The organism is Sphingomonas sp. (assembly GCF_035910975.1).
Classification (GTDB): domain Bacteria; phylum Pseudomonadota; class Alphaproteobacteria; order Sphingomonadales; family Sphingomonadaceae; genus Sphingomonas.
The window spans coordinates 654,852-677,526 of record NZ_JAMHWM010000029.1 but is presented as its reverse complement, the minus strand read 5'-3'; the positions used below and the strand labels follow the sequence as shown (position 1 = coordinate 677,526).

General features: G+C 68.8%; 19 protein-coding genes. 9 read left to right on the top strand and 10 right to left on the bottom strand.

Annotation, left to right across the window (positions count from 1 at the left end):
* Nucleotides 1-22 precede the first annotated feature (22 nt).
* Entirely contained in the window at nt 23-1,543 is a 1,521-nt protein-coding gene (locus VYI76_RS09695) for an EAL domain-containing protein (protein WP_326524548.1), read from the top strand.
* On the opposite strand, the gene VYI76_RS09690 is transcribed toward VYI76_RS09695, so the two are convergent.
* The 3 genes from VYI76_RS09690 to VYI76_RS09680 form a co-directional block, all read right to left on the bottom strand.
* Nucleotides 1,531-2,088, bottom strand: coding sequence for a GAF domain-containing protein (locus VYI76_RS09690; RefSeq protein ID WP_326524547.1), 558 nt, complete (start codon nt 2,086-2,088; stop codon nt 1,531-1,533). The two genes, VYI76_RS09695 and VYI76_RS09690, sit on opposite strands and share 13 nt — an antisense overlap.
* 95 nt (nt 2,089-2,183) lie before the next feature.
* Nucleotides 2,184-5,630, bottom strand: a complete 3,447-nt coding sequence (gene mfd, locus VYI76_RS09685) for a transcription-repair coupling factor (protein WP_326524546.1) — start codon at nt 5,628-5,630, stop codon at nt 2,184-2,186.
* Nucleotides 5,631-5,751: 121 nt separating this feature from the next.
* The gene (locus VYI76_RS09680; protein WP_326525083.1) at nt 5,752-6,018 is read right to left on the bottom strand and encodes an FAD assembly factor SdhE; all 267 of its coding nucleotides are present in this window, start codon (nt 6,016-6,018) and stop codon (nt 5,752-5,754) included.
* Nucleotides 6,019-6,092: 74 nt separating this feature from the next.
* Here VYI76_RS09680 and recG point away from each other — a divergent pair, with 74 nt between their 5' ends.
* The gene (recG, locus tag VYI76_RS09675; protein ID WP_326524545.1) at nt 6,093-8,153 is read left to right on the top strand and encodes an ATP-dependent DNA helicase RecG; all 2,061 of its coding nucleotides are present in this window, start codon (nt 6,093-6,095) and stop codon (nt 8,151-8,153) included.
* Between the two features lie 57 nt (nt 8,154-8,210).
* Here the strand turns inward: recG and VYI76_RS09670 are convergent, their stop codons facing one another.
* Together VYI76_RS09670 and tyrS are read right to left on the bottom strand one after the other, a co-directional pair.
* Entirely contained in the window at nt 8,211-8,522 is a 312-nt protein-coding gene (locus tag VYI76_RS09670; protein ID WP_326524544.1) for a PilZ domain-containing protein, read from the bottom strand.
* 68 nt (nt 8,523-8,590) lie between these two features.
* On the bottom strand, nt 8,591-9,823 hold the full coding sequence (gene tyrS, locus VYI76_RS09665; protein WP_326524543.1) for a tyrosine--tRNA ligase: 1,233 nt from the start codon (nt 9,821-9,823) through the stop codon (nt 8,591-8,593).
* Between the two features lie 334 nt (nt 9,824-10,157).
* Here tyrS and VYI76_RS09660 point away from each other — a divergent pair, with 334 nt between their 5' ends.
* From VYI76_RS09660 to VYI76_RS09640, 5 genes are read left to right on the top strand one after another with little or no spacing between them, the layout of a single operon-like run.
* The gene (locus VYI76_RS09660) at nt 10,158-10,667 is read left to right on the top strand and encodes a hypothetical protein (protein WP_326524542.1); all 510 of its coding nucleotides are present in this window, start codon (nt 10,158-10,160) and stop codon (nt 10,665-10,667) included.
* On the top strand, nt 10,664-11,860 hold the full coding sequence (locus VYI76_RS09655; protein ID WP_326524541.1) for an exo-beta-N-acetylmuramidase NamZ family protein: 1,197 nt from the start codon (nt 10,664-10,666) through the stop codon (nt 11,858-11,860). The genes VYI76_RS09660 and VYI76_RS09655 overlap by 4 nt, the downstream gene beginning before the upstream one ends.
* Nucleotides 11,860-13,035 (top strand): hypothetical protein, encoded by a 1,176-nt coding sequence (locus tag VYI76_RS09650; RefSeq protein WP_326524540.1) that lies wholly within the window; start codon nt 11,860-11,862, stop codon nt 13,033-13,035. The genes VYI76_RS09655 and VYI76_RS09650 overlap by 1 nt, the downstream gene beginning before the upstream one ends.
* A 35-nt stretch (nt 13,036-13,070) precedes the next feature.
* Nucleotides 13,071-14,180, top strand: coding sequence for a hypothetical protein (locus tag VYI76_RS09645; RefSeq protein WP_326524539.1), 1,110 nt, complete (start codon nt 13,071-13,073; stop codon nt 14,178-14,180).
* The gene (locus tag VYI76_RS09640) at nt 14,177-15,550 is read left to right on the top strand and encodes a sensor histidine kinase (protein ID WP_326524538.1); all 1,374 of its coding nucleotides are present in this window, start codon (nt 14,177-14,179) and stop codon (nt 15,548-15,550) included. The genes VYI76_RS09645 and VYI76_RS09640 overlap by 4 nt, the downstream gene beginning before the upstream one ends.
* Here the strand turns inward: VYI76_RS09640 and VYI76_RS09635 are convergent.
* Genes VYI76_RS09635 through gltX form a run of 3 tightly spaced genes read right to left on the bottom strand, consistent with a single transcriptional unit; the run spans nt 15,518 to nt 18,424 of the window.
* Nucleotides 15,518-15,718 (bottom strand): hypothetical protein, encoded by a 201-nt coding sequence (locus VYI76_RS09635; RefSeq protein ID WP_326524537.1) that lies wholly within the window; start codon nt 15,716-15,718, stop codon nt 15,518-15,520. The two genes, VYI76_RS09640 and VYI76_RS09635, sit on opposite strands and share 33 nt — an antisense overlap.
* 1 nt (nt 15,719) lies before the next feature.
* On the bottom strand, nt 15,720-16,994 hold the full coding sequence (locus tag VYI76_RS09630; RefSeq protein WP_326524536.1) for a citrate synthase: 1,275 nt from the start codon (nt 16,992-16,994) through the stop codon (nt 15,720-15,722).
* Between the two features lie 44 nt (nt 16,995-17,038).
* Nucleotides 17,039-18,424: a glutamate--tRNA ligase gene (gene gltX / locus VYI76_RS09625; RefSeq protein WP_326524535.1), complete on the bottom strand. Its 1,386-nt coding sequence runs from the start codon at nt 18,422-18,424 to the stop codon at nt 17,039-17,041.
* Between the two features lie 70 nt (nt 18,425-18,494).
* On the opposite strand from gltX, the gene VYI76_RS09620 reads away from it, so the two are divergent.
* Together VYI76_RS09620 and bla are read left to right on the top strand one after the other, a co-directional pair.
* On the top strand, nt 18,495-20,639 hold the full coding sequence (locus tag VYI76_RS09620) for a ComEC/Rec2 family competence protein (protein WP_326524534.1): 2,145 nt from the start codon (nt 18,495-18,497) through the stop codon (nt 20,637-20,639).
* Nucleotides 20,636-21,472, top strand: coding sequence for a subclass B3 metallo-beta-lactamase (gene bla / locus VYI76_RS09615; RefSeq protein ID WP_326524533.1), 837 nt, complete (start codon nt 20,636-20,638; stop codon nt 21,470-21,472). The genes VYI76_RS09620 and bla overlap by 4 nt, the downstream gene beginning before the upstream one ends.
* Nucleotides 21,473-21,518: 46 nt before the next feature.
* Here the strand turns inward: bla and VYI76_RS09610 are convergent, their stop codons facing one another.
* Both VYI76_RS09610 and lexA read right to left on the bottom strand, forming a co-directional pair.
* On the bottom strand, nt 21,519-21,875 hold the full coding sequence (locus tag VYI76_RS09610) for a hypothetical protein (RefSeq protein WP_326524532.1): 357 nt from the start codon (nt 21,873-21,875) through the stop codon (nt 21,519-21,521).
* A 108-nt stretch (nt 21,876-21,983) separates the two neighbouring features.
* Nucleotides 21,984-22,658 carry a transcriptional repressor LexA gene (gene lexA, locus VYI76_RS09605; protein WP_326524531.1) on the bottom strand — a complete coding sequence of 225 codons (675 nt, stop codon included), beginning with the start codon at nt 22,656-22,658 and terminating at the stop codon, nt 21,984-21,986.
* Nucleotides 22,659-22,675: the final 17 nt, after the last annotated feature.

Here is a 22,675-nt window from a genome sequence, read left to right as displayed (position 1 = left end):
GATTTGCCCGACAAGCCGCGGAGTGACCGAAGAGAGCGTTCGCCCGTTGTTCATCCTGTCGTTCCGCCAGCGCGACGAACTGGCGGAGGTCGCAGTGCGTGGCGGCTGGCGTCCGGTGGCGGCGCGGCGCGACGACGGGCTGGCGCGTCGGGTTGCGGCGAGCGGTGCCGCGGTGGTGGTGATCGATGCGCGTGGGGCGGTGGATGACGGGCTCGCGGCGACGCGCGCGATCGGCGAGCAGGTCGCCCGCGATCATCTGGCGCTGCTGGCGCTTGTGTCGCGCGGCGACGCGACGCGGCTTGGAGAGTTCCGTGCGTCCGGCGCGACGCACTTCCTGGCGAGCCCGATGCGGGAAATCGAACTGATCGAGGCGCTGCGCTTTGCCGAACTACATGCGGAGCGTGCCGGTGGTGGCGGGCGGGTCAGCGAAGCGCGGGCGGCCGAGCCGCTGGGTTGGCGATACGACCCCGTTCGGCGATCGTTGCAGATGAGCCCCAGCCTAGCGGCCCTGCTGGGCGTGGCGCCAGATGGCCGTCTCCGCGCGGCGCTTGCGCGCCTGCCCGCGGCCCAGCGTGAACAGCTCCGACAGGCAATCCGCAGGCTGAGCAATGAGGCCTCGACCGCCTTCGCGCACGAGATCGCCGGGCTCGGCCGGGTCGTTGCGCACCTTCAGCATGATCGTCGGACCGGTCGGATTCATGGTCTGATCGAACCGCTCGGCGACCCGCCCGACGCGGGCGCGGCGGTACGGGATCTGTTCCAGCGGCGCTCGCGCTCTATCGCGGCGCTTGCCCGCGAACTGCCGGGTGCCCTTGCGCGCGGCGAGATCGACGTGTTGTTCCAGCCGCAGGTGGAGATCGCAAGCGGGCGGATCGCCGGTGTCGAGGCGTTGGCGCGTTGGAACCATCCCCGGCTGGGCGAGGTCGGTGCCGAGGCTCTGCTGGCCGCGGCGGCGCACGGCGGGCGGAGCGGCGAACTGGCGACACATCTTCACCGCCGCGCGTTTGACGTCGCAGCGCACTGGCCGGCGCGCCTTGACGCGCTGCGCCTGTCGGTCAACGTCGGAGCGGAGGACGTCGCCGCGCCCGATTTCGTCGCAGCGATGCTCGAGCGGGTGGATGCCAGCGGTTTCTCCCGCGCTCGACTGACGGTCGAGATTACCGAAAGCGGGCTGATCGAAAATCTCGATGCCGCCGCCGCCACGCTCTCGGCGCTGCGCTTTGCGGGATTGCGCGTAGCGATCGATGATTTCGGCACAGGCTATTCCAGCCTGGCCTATCTCAACAGCCTGCCGGTCGATTATCTGAAGCTCGACAAGGCACTGACGGTGGGCATCGCCGGATCGCCGCGCGATCGTGTCGTCGTGCGCGGCGTGATCGACATGGCGCGGTCGCTGGGGATGGAAGTGATCGCGGAAGGAGTCGAGACGGCTGTGCAGCGCGATTTGCTTGCCAGCGAGGGGTGCCGATACTTCCAGGGGTATCTCTGCGCACCGCCGATCGATGGCGCCGCGCTGGTCGCGCTGGTAGATCAGGCGACCTGAACGCCCTCGTCCCCGCCGCCTTCGATCCGGGCGAGTGCATCGGCGGCGACGGCGGCGATCGCCGACATCCGATCGACCGCAATCGATGTGATCGGTTCCGCCACGCGCCAGTAGGCGCCCATCGCCATATGCGGCTCGCCATGCCCGACGGGGACCATCACCATCGAGCGGACGAATGTCGCGAGATAAGCATTTAGCGGAACGCGCTTGTCCTCAAGGATATTGGGGATGACGATCGGGGCACGCGCCTGAATCGCCATGCCGCTGATACAAACGCGGATCGGAAAGCGCTGACCGGCCCACAGTGGCGCCACCGCATCCTCGGTGACGTAAACAACCTCGTCGCCCTCTCGCTGCACGACGGTGATACCGTCCGCGCCGATGATCGGACGAACCATCTCTCGCAGGGTGGCGATCACGTCATCGACGCTGTCCGATTCGGCCAGGCGCGCACGAATGGCGTCGATCGGGGAAGGCGAAAAATCGCCGCTCTCCAGCGCCTTGGGAGTGTCGACCTTCCCCCGCCTTCCGAACCATCTTATCATTATCACACCCTACCCGAAACGGGTGTAACACGAAATTCGTTAAGGCAAACAATTCGTTGCTATCGTCGAAATGGCGCCATTTCGATAGTAAGCGATCAACCCGCCGCCTTCGCCAGGCCGCGCGAGAGCTGCAACGCGCCGTGCAGCCGGGCCTTGCCGTCGGCCCAGACGCGATTGATGACCAGCTTGCTGTCGGGACGCAGCTTCGCCACCTCGCCCAGTTTGCCGACATAGGCGAGCAGCCCGTCGAGGTTGGGGAAGCCGCCCTCATGGAAGCTGACCAGCGCGCCCTTCGGCCCGACGTCGAGCTTGGCGATGCATGCGCGCTTGGCGTTGAGCTTGATCTCCATGATGCGCAACAGGTTCTCGGTCTCGTCCGGCAGTGTGCCGAACCGGTCGATCATCTCGGCCGCGAACGCCTCCAGGCCCGCGGACGCGTCGATCTCGTTCAGGCGGCGGTAGAGCCCCATACGCAGGTCGAGATCGGGCACATAGGATTCCGGAATCAGGATCGGCGCATCGATGGTGATCTGCGGCGAGAAATCGTTCGGCCGCCGCAGCGTACCGCCCGCCTTGGCTTCCAGGATCGCCTCTTCCAGCATCGACTGATAGAGTTCGAAACCGACTTCCTTGATGTGGCCCGACTGTTCGTCGCCCAGCAGATTACCGGCGCCACGCTGATCGAGATCGTGGCTGGCGAGCTGGAATCCGGCGCCCAGTGATTCAAGGTCGCTGAGTACCTTCAGCCGCTTTTCCGCCGCGTCGGTCATCAGCCGCTCGGGCGGGGCGACCATATAGGCATAGGCGCGCGTCTTCGACCGCCCGACGCGGCCGCGCAGCTGGTAGAGCTGGGCGAGGCCAAAGCGGTCGGCCCGGTTGACGATCATCGTATTGGCGCTCGGGATATCGATGCCGCTTTCGATGATGCTGGTCGACACCAGCACCTCGAACTTCCTGTCGTAGAAGGCGGACATCCGTTCCTCGACCTCGCTCGGCGCCATCTGGCCGTGGGCGATGACATAGCGGACCTCGGGCACGCTCTCGCGCAGGAATTCCTCGATGTCGGGCAGGTCGGCGATGCGGGGCGTGACGAAGAAACTCTGCCCGCCGCGATAATGCTCGCGCAGCAGCGCCTCGCGCAGCACCACCGGGTCCCAGGGCATGACATAGGTGCGCACCGCCAGGCGATCGACCGGCGGGGTCTGGATCACCGATAGCTCACGCAGGCCCGACATCGCCATCTGGAGCGTGCGCGGGATCGGCGTGGCGGTGAGGGTGAGGACGTGTACGTCGGTCTTCAGCGCTTTCAGCCGTTCCTTGTGGGTTACGCCGAAGCGCTGTTCCTCATCGACGATGACGAGGCCGAGGCGCTTGAACTCGACTCCCTTGGCGAGGATCGCGTGCGTGCCGATCAGCACATCGATGGTTCCGTCAACGATGCCCTCCTTGGTCGCCTTCGCCTCGGCGGCGGGGACGAGGCGAGAGAGGCGGCCGACCCGGATCGGGAAGCCTTCGAACCGGCTGACGAAGTTCTGGAAATGCTGGCGCGCGAGCAGCGTCGTCGGGCAGACGATCGCCACCTGCATCCCCGCCATCGCCGCGACGAAGGCGGCACGCAGCGCGACCTCGGTCTTGCCGAAGCCGACGTCGCCGACGATCAGCCGGTCCATCGGCGATCCCTTCGCCAGATCGCCCAGCACATCGGCGATCGCGCGGTCCTGATCGTCAGTTTCCTCGTAGGGGAAGCGATCGACGAAGCTCGCGAAGCCCGATCCATCGGGTTCGGCGATGTCGGCCGGGCGCAACGCGCGTTCGGCAGCGGTTGCGATCAATTCACCGGCGATCTCGCGAATGCGTTCCTTCATCCGCGACTTGCGTCGCTGCCACGCCTCGCCGCCCAATTTGTCGAGGCTGGCGCCGTCCTCGCCCGATCCGTAGCGGCTGAGGACCTCGAGGTTCTCGACCGGAACGTAGAGCTTGTCGCCGCCGAGATAGGTCAGCGCGACGCAATCGTGCGGCGACTTGCCGACGGGGATCGACGTCAGCCCCTCATATCGTCCGATGCCGTGATCGACGTGGACGACAAGGTCGCCGGGCGAGAGGGTCGCGAGTTCGGCGAGGAAGGCATCGGCCGACTTGCGGCGCTTGGCGCGGCGGACCAGGCGATCGCCGAGCATATCCTGTTCGGTGAGCAGCGCGACGCCGGGCGCGGAGAAGCCGTGATCGAGTGGCAGGACGATCAGCGCGGTGCCGCTGTCGACGACGCCCTGCGCCTGTTGCCACGTATCGACCAGGCGCGCGCCGGCCAGGCCGTGATCCTCAAGAAGCCCCTTCAACCGCTCGCGCGATCCGGTCGAATAGCTGGCGAGGATGCGTTTGCCCTTCGCCTTTTTGAGGTGCGCGACGACCGCTTCGTAGACGTTGGCACCGCTCGCTCGCTCGGGCGCGAAATCGCGCGGGCCATCGACGCCGAATTCGAGGACGGCCGCACTCTCCGGCTCGTGGAACGGCGTCGCGACATGGGCGGGGGCTTCGTCGAGCCGCGCGGCCCATTCCTCCGGTGCCAGATAGAGCGACTTGGTCGGCAGCGGTCGATAGCTGCCCGGTGCCGCGCCGGACGCCTTCAGCCGGTTCGCGTGATAGTCCGCGATCGATTCGAAGCGGCCTTCCGCTGCACCGGCGACACCGGCATCGCGGACGACGACCATGTCGCCGGGCAGATGATCGAACAGTGTCTCCAGCCGCTCCTCGAACAGGGGCAGCCAATGTTCCATACCGGCCAGCCGCCGGCCGTCGCTGACCGCCTGGTACAGCGGATCGCCGGTCGCGGTCGCGCCGAACGTCTCGCGATAGCGGGCACGGAAGCGCTTGACGCTCTCCTCGTCGAGCAGCGCTTCCGATGCCGGAAGCAGCGTGAAGCCCTTGACGCTGCCCGTCGTCCGCTGGTCGGCGGGGTCGAAGGTACGGACGATCTCGATCTCGTCGCCGAAGAAATCGAGCCGCAGCGCCGCCTCGGCGCCACTGGGGAAGAGGTCGACAAGACTGCCGCGCACCGCGAACTCGCCCGCGTCGGCAACCGATTCGGTACGGACATAGCCGTTCGCCTGGAGCAGTGCGGACAGCTTCTCGCGGCTGATCCGCTCACCCGGCGCGAGATGGGCGACGAGGCTGCGGATGCGGAACGGGGTGAGCGTGCGCTGGCTCGCGGCGTTGGCGGTGGTGATGAGCAGGCGCGGACCTGCCGCCTTCTGCTGGAGCACGTGGAGTGTCGCAAGTCGCTCCGCCATCACCCGCAGCGTGGGGCTGGCGCGGTCGTAGGGCAGGCAATCCCACGCCGGGAAAGCGATCACCTGCACTTCCGGTGCAAAGAAGCGCGCGGTCGATTCGATGGCGCGCATCGCCGCTTCGTCGGGGGCGATGAAGCAGGCACCGGCGCTCGCCGCGCGCGCGAGGTCGGCAAGCAGCACGGGCAGGAAGCCGGTCGCGACGCCGGCGAGCGTCAGGGGGCTGGAGGCGGAGAGAATCCTTGAAAGGTCAGGCATCGGGTCTCAACTGAAGCCCTCTTCCCGTCGGGGAGAGGGTTTGGGAGAGGGAAGGTGTCTCACGGAGAACGGGCCTGCGACGAGGCCCCTTTCCAAACCCTCTTGCGCGGCGGGGAGGGGGCTATCGGCTAATCGGAACGTAGGTCAGCGTCTTGAGGTCCGTCATCATCGGTCCCCGCCAGCGCGCGGGCACCTCGGCGGCGCCCATCGCCCAGGCCATGATATCGACATCCTGTTCCTCCAGGAACGCCTCGAACCAGTCGATCTGCGTATCGGACCAGCCGGCCGCATGCGCATCGAAGAAGCCGCCGACCATCAGGTCCGCTTCCTTGGTGCCGCGGTGCCAGCTGCGGAAGCGCAGGCGTTTCAGTCTCGTCTGGCGATCCAAGAGCTCGTCTCCACGCACGATCGGCCGGCGGCGCTTTCGAACGCCGTCGGCTTGGGCTAGCGGGGGAGATAGCCATGCGCCCCGCCATCCTCAACCCGCTGTTCGCCGAAGTCACCGCGCTGAAGGGTGTCGGGCCCGGACTGGCGAAGCCGCTGGACCGGCTTGGGCTGGCGCGGGTCGTGGACGTCGCGTTCCATTTGCCGACCGGCTTCGTCGATCGCCTGCCGCGCGATGAACTCGACGCGGCCGATGCCGGGCGCGTGATCGCGATCACGTTGACGCCGGTGCAGTACCGGATGAGCGGCGGGCCGCGCAGCCCGGCGCGGGTGCAGGCGGTCGATGCGCGAGGCAATCACGTCAGCCTCACTTACTTCGGCGGATCGTCGGGCTGGGTGAAGAAGCTGCTGCCGCTGAACGAGCCGCGCCGCGTGTCGGGCAGGCTGGAGCAATATGGGCAGGAATTGCAGATCGTCCATCCCGACTATGCCGTGCCGCTCGACGAGGCGCCGGAGGGGAGCGGGCGGGAGGCGATCTATCCGTTGTCCGAAGGGGTGACGTCGAAGCGGCTGGCGGCGCTGGTGGCGCAGGCGGTCGAGCGGGCGCCCGACCTGCCCGAATGGATCGAGCCGAGCGTCAAGGCGAAGGCCGGCTGGCCGGACTGGCGGGCGGCGCTGGCCGGTATCCACGCCGATCCGTCCGACGCCGGGGCGCGGGCGCGGCTGGCGTATGACGAGGTGTTCGCCAATCAGCTCGCGCTGCTGCTGGTGCGGGGCGAGGCGCGGGCCAAGCGGGGACGGGCGCTGGCCGGCGATGGGCGGCTGCGCGGGCGTCTGAACCTGCCCTATGCGCCGACCGGAGCGCAGGCGCGGACCATCGCCGAGATCGAGGGCGACATGGCGCAGAGCCGGCCGATGCTGCGGTTGCTGCAGGGCGACGTCGGATCGGGCAAGACGCTGGTCGCGCTCAACGCGCTGCTCATCGCGGTGGAGGCCGGGGCGCAGGGCGCGCTGCTGGCGCCGACCGAAATCCTCGCGAGGCAGCATTTCGAGACACTGTCCCGCCAACTGGCGGGGATCGCGACGGTCGCCATCCTGACCGGGCGGGACAAGGGGCGGGTCCGCGAATCGACGCTGATGGGGCTGGCGTCGGGGGAGATCGACATCCTGATCGGCACCCATGCGATCTTTCAGCAGGGGGTGGCGTACCGCGACCTTGGGCTGGCGGTGGTCGACGAGCAGCACCGCTTCGGCGTCGCCCAACGGATGATGCTGCAGGCCAAGGCGGAACGGCCGCCGCACCTGCTGGTGATGACCGCGACGCCGATCCCGCGCACGCTGACGCTGGCCAACTACGGCGAGATGGACGTCAGCCGGCTGGACGAGATGCCGCCGGGGCGGGAGCCGATCGAGACGCGGGTGATCGCCGAGGACCGGCTGGACGAGGTAGTTGACGGGCTGGCCCGGCATCTGTCGGGGGGCGGGCAGGCCTATTGGGTGTGCCCGCTGGTCGAGGAGAGCGAGAAATCGGACCTCGCCGCCGCCGAGGCGCGGGCGGAGGCGCTGCGGGGGCGATTCGGTGACCGCGTCGCGCTGGTCCACGGGCGGATGAAGGGGCCGGACAAGGACGCCGAGATGGCGCGTTTCGCCAGCGGACGGGCGGGCGTGCTGGTGGCGACGACGGTGATCGAGGTGGGCGTCGACGTGCTCAACGCCACGCTGATCGTCATCGAGCATGCCGACCGGTTCGGGCTGGCCCAGCTGCACCAGCTGCGCGGGCGGGTGGGGCGCGGCGGGGGGCGATCGGTGTGCCTGCTGCTGCGCGGCAGCCATCTGAGCGAGACGGCGCGCGCGAGGCTGGCGCTGATGCGCGAGACCAACGACGGTTTCCGCATCGCGGAGGAGGATCTGCGGCTGCGCGGCGCCGGGGAACTGCTGGGCACGCGCCAGTCGGGCGAGCAGGGTTTTCGGCTGGCGACACCCGAGATGATTGGCGAGCTGCTGCCGCAGGCCAATGCCGACGCGCGGCTGCTGGTCGACCGCGACGGCGGGCTCAGCGGCGAACGCGGACAGGCGGCGCGCACCGCGCTCTATCTGTTCGAGCGCGACGCGGCGGCGGGATTGCTGCGATCCGGGTGACCGCGGTGTGAAAGAGCCTGACGGTCATCCAGCAGGCGAATTCCAACTTTGCAAGCCTCAGCGCAGCAGCGCGGCGAGCAGTTCGTAATAGGGTGCCAGGCCGACCATGCGGTCGAACTGACAGCCGATCCGCCCGCCGAGCGACCAGCGGACACGGGCCGGTGTTGCCCCGACGCCGGGCAGGGCGATGCGGACCGCGTCGCCCTCCGCCAGCACCGCCTCGCAGCGGGCCATGAAGCCGTGCGGCGAGATGTTGACCACCACGACGGCCAGGCTGCGGCCGTCGGCGAGCGTCAGGCGGGTGCGGTGGTGCACCTCCTCGCGGGTCACATCGCGTTCGTCGCGATACGCCAGATTTCCGTACGCCATCCCCCCGTTCTGTCAGCGAGACGTAAATTTTGCTGGCAGTAAAGGTGCTTAACGCGCCCTATGCCACGTCAGGCTGGGCGGACGATGCCGTGATGCTTCTTGCCGGCGGAAACGCGGATCTCTCCCGTTACCGGCACCACCAGCGCCTCGTCGCTCACCTTCTCGCCGTCCACCCGCGCGCCGCCGCCGGCGATCAGGCGCCGCGCCTCGCCTTTCGATTTTGCGAATCCCAGGCCGATCAGCGCATCGACGATCGCGATCGACCCGCCGGCGACGGTGATTGTCGGCAGCGCGGCACCGCTGGAGCCTTCCTCGAAGGTCCGCCGCGCGGTCTCGGCGGCCTCCTCGGCGGCGGCGCGGCCGCGGCACATCGCCGTCGCTTCCGTCGCCAGCAGCTTCTTCGCCTCGTTGATCTCGGCGCCTTCAAGCTGCTCCAGCCGCGTGATCTCATCGAGCGGCATATCGGTGAACAGGCGCAGGAAACGGCCGACGTCGCGGTCGTCGGTGTTGCGCCAGAACTGCCAGTAATCGAAATGCGGCAACTGATCCTCGTGCAGCCAGACGGCGCCGGCCATCGTCTTGCCCATCTTGCCGCCGTCGGCCGTGGTGATGAGCGGGGTGGTGACGCCGAACACCTCTCGCCCGTCCATCCGCCGTGTGAGCTCGATCCCGTTGACGATATTCCCCCACTGGTCGCTGCCGCCCATCTGGAGGCGGCAACCATGGCGGTTCGCCAGTTCGCGGAAGTCGTACGCCTGGAGGATCATGTAGTTGAATTCGAGGAACGACAGCGATTGTTCGCGGTCGAGCCGCAGCTTGACCGAATCGAAGCTGAGCATGCGATTGACGCTGAAATGCTGGCCGACCTCGCGCAGGAACGGGATATATTCGAGCGCGTCGAGCCATTCGGCATTGTCGAGCATAACCGCGTCGCTCGGCCCGTCGCCGAACGTCAGGAAGCGTTCGAAGATGCGGCGGATCGAGGCGACGTTTTCCGCCAGCCGCTCGACCGTGAGCATCTGGCGCGATTCCTCCTTGAACGACGGGTCGCCGATCTTGCCCGTGCCGCCGCCCATCAGCACGATCGGCTTGTGGCCGGCCTGCTGGAGCCGGCGCAGCAGCATGATCTGGACGAGGCTGCCGACGTGGAGCGACGGCGCGGTCGGATCGAAGCCGATATAGCCCGGCACCACCGCCTTCGTCGCGAGCGCATCGAGCGCCGCCGCGTCTGTCGTCTGGTGGATGTAGCCGCGTTCCGACAGGGTGCGCAGCAGGCTGGACTGGAAAGTCTGATCGGTCATGACGCAGGGGCGCTTATCGCCAAAAGCCGCGCGCGTCACCGGGGCGCGGTGCTGCGGTTGGCGGCAAAGGTGACGCGAACGCGGTCAATTCGTCAGCCTTTGTCACTTTTGCCCCTTTCGCCCGGCCAGCATCGGATCAGCCAAGCATCTGAAATCCAACATTGGAAGGGGTTTCGCCTGCGCATTTCCGTTTCTTCGTTCGCCCTGAGCTTGTCGAAGGGCTGTCCTTTCTTCTACCCGATTGGCGAGGAGAAGGACGGTGCTTCGACAGGCTCAGCACGAACGGGACAGGATGGTCCGTGATCTCCGGTGTCATCCCGACACGCCCGCGACCGTGGTTTCGGCGGTGCAGGTGGAGATATGGCATTGTTCGCATGATGTGATGCTTGTCTATCGGGTGAAGCCGGCCAGAACCCTGACGCTTCCCGACCATGCGCCAGGGCGAGCCGATGATCTGTGGACGACCACATGCTTCGAGTTGTTTGCGAAGGAAAAGGGCGCGGCGGGTTATCGCGAGTTCAATTTTGCGCCGGCTGGCGCCTGGGCGGCCTATGCGTTCAGCGACTGGCGAAGGGGGATGCTGCCTCTCGATCTCGACCGTGACCCGCATATAGTCGATTGCCGGCTCGACGATCGCGCCGGCATCTATCCGGCCAGCTATGAGCTTGATGTCTTGCTCGGCCCAGGAATCATCGAGGCCGGCATGAAACTCGCCCTGTCCGCGGTGATCGAGGAAACCGACGGCACCAAATCCTATTGGGCGCTCAAGCACCCGCCCGGAAAGCCTGATTTCCATCATCCCGATTGCTTTGCGCTCGAACTCCCGGCACTCGGAACCTCATGAAATTCGGCATTGATGCGCTGCTGTCCGATCCCGACCTGCTCGGCCGCCTGAAGGGGCGGCGGGTGGCGTTGCTGGCGCATCCGGCATCGGTGACGGCGGACCTGACCCACAGCCTCGACGCGCTGGCGGCGGCGGGCGTCAACGTGACGGCGGCGTTCGGGCCGCAGCACGGCCTACGCGGCGACAAGCAGGACAATATGGTGGAGTCGCCGGATTTCGACGACCCGGTGCACGGCGTCCCCGTCTTCTCGCTCTATGGCGAGGTGCGTCGCCCTACGGGTCAGTCGATGCATACCTTCGACGTGGTACTGATTGACCTGCAGGATCTGGGGTGTCGCATCTACACCTTTATCACCACCCTGCTCTACATGCTGGAAGCGGCGGCGGAGCATGGCAAGGAAGTCTGGGTGCTCGACCGGCCCAATCCCGCCGGCCGCCCGGTCGAGGGGCTGACGCTGTTGCCGGGCTGGGAGAGCTTCGTTGGCGCGGGGCCGATGCCGATGCGGCACGGGATGACGCTGGGCGAACTGGGCCACTGGTTCGTCGACCATTTCAAGCTGGACGTCGCGTATCGCGTGGTGGCGATGGAGGGGTATGAGCCCGATGCCGCGCCGGGCTTCGGCTGGCCGGCGGATCGGGTGTGGATCAATCCGAGCCCGAACGCCGCCAACCTCAACATGGCGCGGGCCTATGCCGGCACGGTGATGCTGGAGGGAACGACTCTCAGCGAAGGGCGGGGCACGACCCGGCCGCTGGAACTGTTCGGCGCGCCCGATATCGACGCGCGGGCGGTTCTGGCGGAGATGCGGCGGTCGGCGTCCGACTGGCTGGCGGGATGCGCGCTGCGCGAGATCAGTTTCGAGCCGACCTTCCACAAGCATGTCCACCAGCTGTGCGGCGGGCTGCACATCCATGCCGAGGGGCCGTTCTACGACCATTTCGCCTTCCGTCCGTGGCGGCTTCAGGCGCTGGCGTTCAAGGCGGTGCGGACGGTGCATGGCGATTACCCGCTGTGGCGCGATTTCCCGTATGAATATGAGTTCGGCAAGCTCGCGATCGACGTCATCAACGGCGGGCCTGCCCTGCGCGAATGGGTCGATGACGCGGCCGCGGAGCCGGGCGATCTCGACGCGCGGGCGCAGGCCGACGAGGCGGCGTGGCGCGAGGTGCGTGCGCCGCACCTGATCTACTGATGCTCGCCGGGCTGATCTTCGCGACCGAGGACGCCGAGGATCGCGGCGATGCGCTGGCGGCGACGCTGCCGTTCGGGGGCGCGACGTTGATCGAATATCAGGCGCGGTTGCTGGTGGCGGTCGGCGCGAGCCACCTGCTGGTGGCGGTGGCGCGGGTGACGCCGGCGTTGCTAGGCGCAGTCAGCCGGATCGCGGGGCGCGGCGTTACCGTCGATGTGGTGCGATCGGCCGAGGAGGCGGCGGCCAAGGTCCATCCGCTGGCCGAGGTGATCGTGATCGCCGACGCGCTGGTGACGACCGACGCGGTCATCGAATGGATCGCGTCGGAAAGCCATGAGGCGCTGCTGGTCGCGCGTGACGGCGAGCCCGGCGGCGGGATCGAGCGGGTCGACAATTCGCATAGCTGGGCGGGGCTGGCGCGGGTGCCGGCCGCGCGTCTGCGCGAAGTGGCGGACATGCCCGCGGACTATGATTTCCAGTCCGCGCTGTTGCGTCAGACGGCGGGCGCGGGGGCGATCCAGCTGCTGCTGCCGCCTGCGACCGGCCGCACGCGGCACGGGGTGGAGCGCAATTCGGCGGCGCTGCTGCGGCGGTCGAAATCGGTGCTGGCCGCGCTGGGCGACCGGCGGACGGCGTGGACCGACCGCTTCCTGTTCACGCCGATCACCGGCTGGAGCCTGCCGCATCTGGTATCGCGCGGGGTGCCGGCCTGGGCGGTGACGATGACCGGCGCGGTGGCGGCGGCGGGCGCGGTGGCGCTGTTCGCGGTGATGCAGCCGGCGGCGGGGCTGGCGGCGTCGCTGCTGGGCATCGCGGCGCTTTCGACCGGATCGATGCTCAGCTGGCTGCGGGGCGAGGACGGGCTGGCGCGCACGCAGGAACGGGTGGTGTGGGGTGTCGCGGGACTCGTCACGCTGCTGACCGGCGCGGTGGCGACGCATACCGGTGGAGACTGGTCGGGCGCGGTGCTGGCGGTCGTGACGATCGCGCTGGCGGCGCTGCTCGAACGGGTGCCGACGGCGAAGCGGCGCTGGTGGTCGACCCCGGCGGCGGGCCCGCTGGTCCTGCTGCCCTTCGCGATCGCGGGGCAGATGACGGCGGGGCTGGCGCTCGTCGCGCTCTATGCGCTGGCGTCGCTGGCCGCGGCGATCGAAGCGAGCCGCGAAAAGGCTTAGGGACGTTTTAACGACGCTTGCGCTAGGGCGAGGCCATGTCGGATCGTTCCGCAATGCCCGGATCGCTGGACGCGGAGGCGCGCGCGCTGCTCGCGCGGGCCGACGCGGCTGCGCTTCGCGCGCGTGTCGCGCTGGCGACCGCGATCGACGACATGTTCCTGCCCGAGGCCGAACGGCTCGACAATCGCACCCGCGCGGCGCTGGGCGCGACGATCGCGGCGATGGCGGGCGGGATCGAGGGGGAATTGGTCGAGCGCGCCGGGCGGATGCTGGCGGCGCGCGGGGCCGGGGTGCCGGCGGGCGCTCTGGCGGGTGGTGCGCCGCTGGTCGAGCGGCTGGCAAGCGCGGGCCTGTTGCACGATGCCGATTTCGTCGGCGAGTGCCTGGCGCGGGTGCGGCTGGAACTGCTGGCTGCGGCGATGCCGGGCGAGGCGACCGAGGGCGAAATCCCGAGCGTGCTGGCGCGGCTGGCGCAAAGCTCTGACCGCGTCGTCGCGAGTGCGGCGGCGGGGGTGATGATCGGCGAGAGCCAGCGGCGCGGCGTGGCGGAGAGCGGGGCGCTGGTTGGCACTGGCCTGCCCGCGGGATTGCATGCGCGATTGCTGTGGTGGGTCGCGGCGGCGCTGCGCGAGCGCGCGGCGGCGGTCGCGCCCGACCAAATCGCGGCGATCGATCGCGCGATCACGGAGGCTGCGCTGCGCAACCTGGCCGCGCATGACGAGGGCGATCGGCTCGAATCGGTGGCGATGCGGCTGGCCGCCGCGATCGAGGCCGAGGAACAGGAACTGCCCGCGCTGCTCGACGAGATGCTGCGCGACCGGCGGCTGGTGATGATTGCGGCGTTCGTCGCGCACGCGCTGGGCACGTCCTTTGATCTCGCACGCGAATTGCTGACCGATGCGGCGCGCGACCGGCTGTGGCTGGTGCTGCGCGCGCTCGACGTGCCGCGCGACGTGATGGCGCGGATCGGATACCAGTTGAGCGAGGCCGACCCGCGCTGCGATGCCGATGGCTTTGCCGACACGCTCGACGTGGCGATGGCGGTCGATGCGGAGACGGCGCGGATCGCGGTCGAGCCGCTGCGCCTGCACCCCGGCTATCGCGCCGCGGTGGTGGCGCTCGGCGCGGCGGGGCCGCTTCGGTGACCGCGCTCGACCATCTGCTTCATCCCGTGACCGCGCGCACCGACCTGCACGACCGGCTGGTCGATGCCGATCCGCGCCTGCGCGACCTGATCGCCCGCGCCGGCGGAGGCGCGGGGCAGGAGGTGCCGATCCCGGCGATCGCCGGCGTGGTGCGGCTCGCGCGGCGGCTGGGCATCGCCATCGCGCGCGAGATCGTGGTGGCGGACGGCGAGGACGACCTGGAACTCGATATCCGCGCCGAGCCCGACGACGGCGGCGTGACGATCCTGGCCGGCGGCTGGCGGGCGCGGACGCCGTGGCGCGGTGCGGGCGAGGCGCGCGATTTCCTGGCGAGCGAGGCCGACTGGCTGTGGGAAAGCGACGCGGCGCTGCGCTTCACGCACATCAGCCCCTATGCCGGCACCCGCTGGGGCTTCGACGCGGCCGCGATGCTGGGCCAGCCGATCGTCCGGCTGTTCGCGCTGGCCGAGGATGGAGAAGGCGGCTTCCCGATCCTGGGCGCCGTCGCGGCGCAGATGCGGTTCGACCGGCAGGACGCCGAATTGCGCGGCACCGGGCGGCGGGCGCGGCTGATCGCCGATCCGCGCGTCGATGCGCGAGGGCGGTTCGCGGGCTTCACCGGGGCGGTGCGGATGCTCGACGTGGAGGCGTCCGATCCGCCGCCGCTTGCCCCGCCGATCTTCGCCGCCGGTTTCGGCGAGCGGATCGAACGGTCGCTGCGCGGCCCGCTGGAACGGATCATCGCCAACGCCGGCAGCATGGGCGCACAGGTGGAAGGCCCGCTGTCCGACAACTACGTCGGCTATGCCGCCGACATTGCCAGCGCGGGACGGCACCTGCTGGGGATGATCGACGATCTGGTCGACCTGGAGGCGATCGAGCGGCCCGACTTCGTGATCGCGACCGAGACGGTCGATGTGGCCGAACTTGCGCGCCGCGCGGCGGGGCTGCTGTCGGTCCGCGCGAACGAGGGCGATGTGCGGATCGAGCGTCCGGGCCCGGACGAGATGCTGGCGGCGACCGGCGAGTATCGCCGGGTGCTGCAGATTCTGGTCAACCTGATTGGCAACGCCGTACGCTATTCGCCGCCCGGCGCGACTGTGGGCGTGCAGACCGGGCACGGCGCCGACACGGTGATGGTGACCGTCACCGATCACGGCAAGGGCATAGCGGCGGCCGACCAGGCGATGATCTTCGACAAGTTCGGCCGCGTCGATCCCGCCGAGCCGGGCGGCAGCGGCCTCGGCCTCTACATCTCGCGCCGCCTGGCGCGGGCGATGGGCGGCGATATCACGGTGGAGAGCACCCCCGGCGAGGGCGCGCGCTTCACGCTGGCGCTAGCGACGGACCCGGCGCGCCACCAGGACTAGCACCAGCCCGGCGACCGCGGTGATCGAGCCGCGCGTCGCCCATGCGGGCTGGTCGATCATCAGGCTCGATTCGGGCCAGCGCGCATAGCCGAGCGCCTGGCCGATCCACAGCATCCCCATCGCCGTCATCAGCAGCCCGACGACGAGGAGGATACCGCGCAGCGTCATGTCAGCGCTGGCCGATCGGCAAATAGGAGCGCTCGGTCGGGCCGGTGTAGAGCTGACGCGGACGACCGATCTTCTGTTCGGGATCGGAGATCATCTCGTTCCACTGCGCGACCCAGCCGACGGTGCGGGCGAGCGCGAACAGCACGGTGAACATCGTCGTCGGGAAACCAATCGCCGACAGGATGACGCCCGAATAGAAATCGACGTTGGGGAACAGCTTCTTCTCGACGAAATAATCGTCCTTGAGCGCGATTTCCTCGAGCCGCAGCGCGGTCTCGAACAGGGGATCATCGACCTTCAGCGCGTCGAACACCTCGCGCACTGTCTTCTGCATCACCGTCGCGCGGGGATCGTAGTTCTTGTACACGCGGTGGCCGAAGCCCATCAGGCGGAACGGATCGTTCTTGTCCTTCGCGCGCGCGACATATTCCGGGATCTTGTCTGGCGTGCCGATCTCGCGGAGCATGTTGAGCGCGGCTTCGTTGGCGCCGCCGTGCGCGGGCCCCCACAGGCAGGCGATGCCCGCCGCGATGCAGGCGAACGGGTTCGCGCCCGACGATCCGGCCAGGCGGACGGTCGACGTCGAGGCGTTCTGTTCGTGATCGGCGTGGAGGATGAAGATTCGGTCCATCGCGCGTTCGACCGCCGGGTTCACCTCATATTCCTCGGCCGGGACGCCGAACGTCATGCGCAGGAAGTTGCCGGTGTAGGAGAGGTCGTTCTTCGGATAGACGAATGGCTGTCCGACGCTGTACTTGTACGCCATCGCCGCGATCGTCGGCATTTTGGCGATCAGACGGTGCGACGCGATCATCCGCTGGTGCGGATCGGTGATGTCGGTCGAGTCGTGATAGAAGGCGCTGAGCGCACCCACCACGCCGCACATGATTGCCATCGGGTGCGCGTCGCGACGGAAGCCGCGGTAAAAGGTCGCCAGCTGTTCGTGCAGCATGGTGTGGCGGCTGATCGTGTAGGTGAACTTGTCGAGTTCCTGCCTGTTGGGCAGTTCGCCGTTGAGCAGCAGGTAGCTGACTTCCATGAACGACGAATGTTCGGCGAGTTCGCCGATCGGGTAGCCGCGGTGGAGCAGCACGCCCTGATCGCCGTCGATATAGGTCAGGGACGATTCGCATGACGCCGTGCTGGTGAAGCCGGGATCGTAGGTGAACATCCCCGTCTTCGCGTATAGCTTGCGGATGTCGACCACGTCAGGGCCGACGGTGCCCGACAGGACGGGATAGTCGCCGTCGCCGATCTTGAGGCTGGTGTCGGTCATGTCGTGTCCCCTTCGTCGTTGCGGCCGCACGCGAGCCGGGCGGCTCAGGCCATCTGGTCTGCGATCCGGCCCAGGCTCTCTTCGCGCCCGAGCAGGTCGAGCACGTCGAAGATGCCGGGCGAGGTCTTGCGGCCGACGAGCGCGGCGCGCAGCGGCTGGGCCACCGCGCCGAGCTTCACTCCTGCTGCCTCGGCGACCTCGCGGACCGCCGTTTCGAGCGCCTCCGTATCCCAGCTTTCGACCGCGTCAAGCGCGGCGTGCAGCTTCGTCAGGAGCGCCCGTGCGTCGCCCTCTAGCAGAGCCTTTGCAGCCTCGTCCAATTCCAGTGGGCGAGTGCGAAACAAGAAGGCCGCGCCGTCGGCGAGTTCGAGGATGTTGGCCGCGCGCGGCTTGAGCGAGGCCATGCTGCGGCGCAGAAGATCACGCCGCTCGACCGAAAGCTCAAAGCCGAGTCGCGGGGCGACGAGATCGCCGAGACGGGCGTCGTCGGCGGAACGGATGTAATGACCGTTCAGGTTCTCCAGCTTCTTGGCATCGAACCGTGCTGGTGATTTTCCGACACCGTCGAGGTCGAACCAGTCGATGGCCTGTTCGCGCGAGATGATCTCGTCGTCGCCGTGGCCCCAGCCGAGGCGGAGCAGATAGTTGAACAATGCCTCCGGCAGGATGCCGAGTTCGTCGCGGTAGGCATCGACGCCCAGCGCGCCGTGGCGCTTCGACAGCTTGCCGCCGTCGCCGCCGTGGATCAGCGGGATATGGGCGTAGACCGGTTCCGGCCAGCCCATCGCACGGATGATCGAGAGCTGGCGGAAGGCGTTGTTGAGGTGATCGTCGCCGCGAATGACGTGGGTGACGCCCATATCGTGATCGTCGACGACCACCGCGAGCATGTAGGTCGGCGTGCCGTCCGAACGCAGCAGCACCATGTCGTCGAGTTCGGCATTGGCGACGGTGACGCGGCCCTGCACCAGATCGTCGATCGCGGTCTCGCCATCGCGCTCCGCCTTGATGCGGACGACGAAGGGCTGGCCTTCGGGCGCGGTGGCCGGATCGGCGTCGCGCCACGGCGAATTCAGGCGGAACGGCCGGCGCTCGGCTTCGGCGGCGGCGCGGGCGGCGGCGAGGTCTTCCTGCGTCATGTAGCAGCGGTACGCATTGCCGCGGGCGAGCAGTTTCTCGACCACCTCGGCATGGCGCGCGACGCGGGTCGACTGGAATACCGGCTCCTCGTCCCAGTCGAGGCCGAGCCACGACAGGCCGTCGAAGATCACGTCGATCGCTTCCTTCGTCGATCGCGCCTTGTCGGTATCCTCGATGCGCAGCAGCGCCTTGCCGCCATGATGGCGCGCGTAGAGCCACGAGAACATGCCGGTGCGGGCGTTGCCGATGTGGAGATAGCCGGTCGGCGACGGCGCGAAGCGGGTGACCACGGGGCGGCCGGGTAGGCCGCCGGAAGAGGATGTTGCGCCCAAGCGACGATGCTCCCAAGGTTCGGACGTGATGGCCAATCCAGCCGCCGCGCGCCCTAGCACTCTCGCCCGGTGGCTTCAAACGCCGGGCCCGTGGCGTGTCCCTTCACTCGAGCCATGGCTGGAGGCGGAGCGGGACCAGCTCGTCCTTTGGCTGCCCGTCGCGCTGGGGGTGGGGATCGCGGCGTGGTTCGTGTTGCCCGACCGGGCTGCGTGGATCGGATGGATGCTGGCGAGCGGCGGGCTGGCCGTGGCGGGGCTGGTGCTGCCGCTGGGCGGCCGGACCGGGCGCGTGCTGACGACCGGTGGCGCGATGATGGTGCTCGGCTGCGCACTGATCTGGTGGCGGGCCGACGCGGCGAGCGCGCCGGTGCTGGCGCGGCCGGCGGTGGTGGCGTTCACCGCGAAGGTGGAGCGGATCGAGCCGTTGCCGGCACGGCAGATCGTCCGGCTGCGGCTGGCGCCGGTCGCCGCGAACGGTCTGCCGCCGCGCGTGCGGGTCAACCTGGCGGAGCGCGACGTGCCCGCCGGACTGACGCGCGGCGCGACGATCAGGCTGCGTGCGCGGTTGATGCCGCCGCCGGGTGCATCGGTGCCCGGCGCCTATGATTATGCGCGGATCGCGTGGTTCGGCGGGATCGGCGCGACGGGCCGCGGCTTCGCGCCGGTCGAGATGGTCGGCGGCGGCGAGGCGGCGGGGCGCGACCTGCGCGCGCGGCTTTCGCGGCACATCCAGGCGCGGGTCGAAGGCGCGGGCGGCGCGGTGGCGGCGAGCCTGGCGACCGGAGACCAGGGCGGCATCCCCGAAGCGGACGCCGAGGCGATGCGCCGGTCGGGGCTGGCGCACCTGCTGTCCGTCAGCGGGCTGCACATCACCGCGGTGGTCGGCGCGACGATGCTGGTGGTGTTGCGGCTGCTGGCGCTCAGCCCGTGGATGGCGCTCAACCTGCGGTTGCCGGTGATCGCAGCCGGCGTCGCGGCGGTTGTGGCGGTGGCGTATACGTTGCTGACCGGCAGCGAGGTGCCGACGGTGCGATCGTGCATCGCCGCGCTGCTGGTGCTGGCGGCGCTGGTGCTGGGTCGCGAGGCGATCACGCTGCGGCTGGTCGCGACCGGGGCGCTCGTCGTGCTGCTGCTGTGGCCCGAGGCGATCGTGGGGGCGAGCTTCCAGCTTTCGTTTGCCGCCGTCACCGCGATCGTCGCGCTGCACGAGGGCGGCCGGGTGCGCGGCTGGTTCGCGCCGCGCGACGAGGGGTGGGGCTGGCGGTTCGGGCGGGGTGTGCTGGCGCTGCTGCTGACGGGATTGGCGGTCGAGCTGGTGCTGATGCCGATCGGGCTGTTCCATTTCCACAAGGCCGGTTTGTACGGCGCGCTCGCCAACATCGTCGCGATCCCGCTGACGACCTTTGTGGTGATGCCGCTGGAGGCGGTGGCGCTGTTGCTCGACCTGGCGGGCGCGGGGGCGCCCGTGTGGTGGCTGTGCGCGCGGTCGCTCGACCTGCTGCTGTGGATCGCGCATGCGACCGCCAGCGCGCCGGGATCGGTCGCGATGCTGCCGGCGATGCCGCGCGCGGCGTTCGGGCTGATGGTGGGGGGCGGGCTCTGGTTCCTGCTGTGGCGCACCCGCGTGCGCTGGGCGGGCGTGGCGCCGTTCGCGGCGGGCGCGGCGTGGGCGCTGGCCACTCCGGCGCCGGACCTGATCGTGACAGGCGATGGCCGCCACCTGGCGCTGCGCACCGACGGCGGCGCACTGGCGCTGTTGCGTGAGCGGGCGGGCGATTATGTGCGCGACATGCTGGCAGAGGGTGGCGGCGAGGACGGCGACCTGCCGGTGCTCGACGACATGGGCGCGCAGTGCAACGCCGACCTGTGCCTGGCGACGGTGCGGCGCGGCGGGCGGACGTGGCGGGTGCTGGCGACGCGCAGCAGCTATCACCTCGACGCCGGCCCGTTGATCGCGGCGTGCCGGCGCGCGGACATCGTCGTCAGCGAACGCTGGCTGCCGCGCGGCTGCACCCCGACGTGGCTGAAGCTCGACCGTGATTACCTGCGGCGATCGGGCGGGGTGACGGTGACGTTCGCCCCGGCTAGGGTACGCCGCGTCGCCGACGATGCTGGCGACCACCCCTGGGTGAAGCCCCGCACCGTCCAGCCACCGCGAGCCTTTCCACGATGATCCGATCGCTTTTCGCCGCCGCCCTGCTGCTGCTCCCCGTGCCGGCCGCGGCGCAGGATGCGCAGCAGCGGATCGCATGGAACCGGCCGGCACAGCCGTTCACCGTCATCGGCAACGTCCATTATGTCGGGACGGACGGGCTGTCGGCGTTCCTCGTCACCGGGCCGGCGGGGCATGTGCTGATCGACGGCGGACTGCCGGAAAGCGCGCCGTTGATCGCCGCCAATATCCGCACGCTGGGCTTCGAACTGAAGGATGTGAAATACATCCTCATCAACCACGCCCATTTCGACCATTCGGGCGGGCTGGCTGAACTCAAGCGGCTGACGGGCGCGAAACTGGTCGCCAGCGCCGGCGACCGGGGCGATCTGGAAGCCGGGCGGACGCGAAACCGGCCCGAGCTGGACGGTTTCCCGCCGGTGAAGGTCGACCGGGTGATCCGTGACGGCGATGTGCTGCGGCTGGGGCCGATCGCGCTGACCGCACATATGACGCCGGGGCATACGAAGGGCGCGACGACGTGGACGACGGTGGCCGACGGACGCCGCGTGATCTTTGCGACCAGCCTGACGGTGGCGGGCCAGAAGTTGGCGGGCGACCCCGGCTATCCGCAGGCGGCGGCCGATTTCCGCCGCACGCTGGCGCGGGTGGGCGCGATGGGGGCCGACGTGTTCCTGAACTTCCACCCCGAATTTTTTGACCTGAAAGGCAAGCGTGCGGCGCAGGTCGCGGGGCGGCGCGATGCGTTCATCGACGCGGGCGAATTGCCACGACAGGTGGCGCGGGCGAAGGCCGGGTTCGAGGCCGAGGCCAGGCGGCAGGGCGTGCGATGACGCAGCGAACCCGTGAGGCGATCGCCCCCGTACCGGAGGCGACCGTCTATACCGCGAGGAGAAAGTCGCGGGCTTCCGTGTTTGTTTCGAAGACGCCGATATTGCCTTGCGGGTTGCCGCGCCTGATCTGCAGCTTTCCCAGGCCCGGCGGCGTTACGAAAGCCCCGCGCCGCGCGTTGTAAAGAGGATTGGCGGGATGGCGCAGAATCCGGATGACTTCCTGATCCTGGACTGAAAAGCGCGAGGCATCGAACAATATCAGAAGTTCGCCAAGGGCGAGGCCGAGATCTTCGATCGCGTCACGTTCCGCGGCGAGGAAGTCGCGTGCGGTGTCCGGTGTCCAGAAACCCCAGCCGGAATTGCAGATCATCGCCGTGAAGCGATCGACTTCGATACTGAACATTCACGCCATCCCAGGCTGCTCTCCGCCGCGGACGATAGCGCGGTCAGGTGCCGCCTCCCAGAGCCCAGCGCTTGGCGATTGCCGAGATATGTTGGCGACGGGGAGCTATCAGTAGCGCCGCAGCAGTCCGGCGAGCTTGCCCTGCACCCGAATCTGGCGCGAATCATAGCGTTGCGGGTCGTAGGAACGATTGGCCGGATCGAGACGCACCATCGCGCCTTCGCGGTAGAAGGTCTTGAGCGTCGCCTCGCTATCGTCGATCAGCGCGACCACGATGTCGCCGTCGCGCGCCGTTTCGGTGCGGCGGATGAGCGCATAGTCGCCGTCGAGGATACCCTTTTCGACCATCGAATCGCCAGACACCTCGAGCGCATAATGCTCGCCCGAGCCGAGCAGCGCGGCTGGAACGGGAAGCATCGTCGCACCCTCCAGCGCCTCGATCGGAACACCGGCGGCGATGCGGCCGTGGAGCGGAATTTCGATTACGTCGTTGGCGGGCGCGGGCGGCGCCTTGGCACCCGTGGTCGAGACCGGCGCGGTCGCCGCGGCCTTCTTCTTCGCCTCGGGCCGCTCGGGCATCTTGACCACTTCGAGCGCGCGGGCGCGGTTGGGCAGGCGCCGCAGGAAGCCACGCTCCTCTAGAGCGGAGATCAGGCGGTGCACCCCCGACTTCGACTTCAGCTCGAGTGCGTCCTTCATCTCCTCGAACGACGGCGACACGCCGGTTTCGCTGAGACGATCGGCGATGAAGCAGATCAGCTCATGCTGCTTCCTGGTGAGCATCGGACCCTCCGTCCTTG

What these genes read in the sequence shown, in the direction of transcription:
- VYI76_RS09690 (WP_326524547.1), bottom strand. Translation starts at nt 2,088, where the DNA reads ATGATAAGATGGTTCGGAAGGCGGGGGAAGGTCGACACTCCCAAGGCG.
- mfd (WP_326524546.1), bottom strand. Translation starts at nt 5,630, where the DNA reads ATGCCTGACCTTTCAAGGATTCTCTCCGCCTCCAGCCCCCTGACGCTC.
- recG (WP_326524545.1), top strand. Translation starts at nt 6,093, where the DNA reads ATGCGCCCCGCCATCCTCAACCCGCTGTTCGCCGAAGTCACCGCGCTG.
- VYI76_RS09670 (WP_326524544.1), bottom strand. Translation starts at nt 8,522, where the DNA reads ATGGCGTACGGAAATCTGGCGTATCGCGACGAACGCGATGTGACCCGC.
- tyrS (WP_326524543.1), bottom strand. Translation starts at nt 9,823, where the DNA reads ATGACCGATCAGACTTTCCAGTCCAGCCTGCTGCGCACCCTGTCGGAA.
- VYI76_RS09655 (WP_326524541.1), top strand. Translation starts at nt 10,664, where the DNA reads ATGAAATTCGGCATTGATGCGCTGCTGTCCGATCCCGACCTGCTCGGC.
- VYI76_RS09650 (WP_326524540.1), top strand. Translation starts at nt 11,860, where the DNA reads ATGCTCGCCGGGCTGATCTTCGCGACCGAGGACGCCGAGGATCGCGGC.
- VYI76_RS09645 (WP_326524539.1), top strand. Translation starts at nt 13,071, where the DNA reads ATGTCGGATCGTTCCGCAATGCCCGGATCGCTGGACGCGGAGGCGCGC.
- VYI76_RS09635 (WP_326524537.1), bottom strand. Translation starts at nt 15,718, where the DNA reads ATGACGCTGCGCGGTATCCTCCTCGTCGTCGGGCTGCTGATGACGGCG.
- VYI76_RS09630 (WP_326524536.1), bottom strand. Translation starts at nt 16,994, where the DNA reads ATGACCGACACCAGCCTCAAGATCGGCGACGGCGACTATCCCGTCCTG.
- VYI76_RS09620 (WP_326524534.1), top strand. Translation starts at nt 18,495, where the DNA reads ATGGCCAATCCAGCCGCCGCGCGCCCTAGCACTCTCGCCCGGTGGCTT.
- bla (WP_326524533.1), top strand. Translation starts at nt 20,636, where the DNA reads ATGATCCGATCGCTTTTCGCCGCCGCCCTGCTGCTGCTCCCCGTGCCG.
- VYI76_RS09610 (WP_326524532.1), bottom strand. Translation starts at nt 21,875, where the DNA reads ATGTTCAGTATCGAAGTCGATCGCTTCACGGCGATGATCTGCAATTCC.
- lexA (WP_326524531.1), bottom strand. Translation starts at nt 22,658, where the DNA reads ATGCTCACCAGGAAGCAGCATGAGCTGATCTGCTTCATCGCCGATCGT.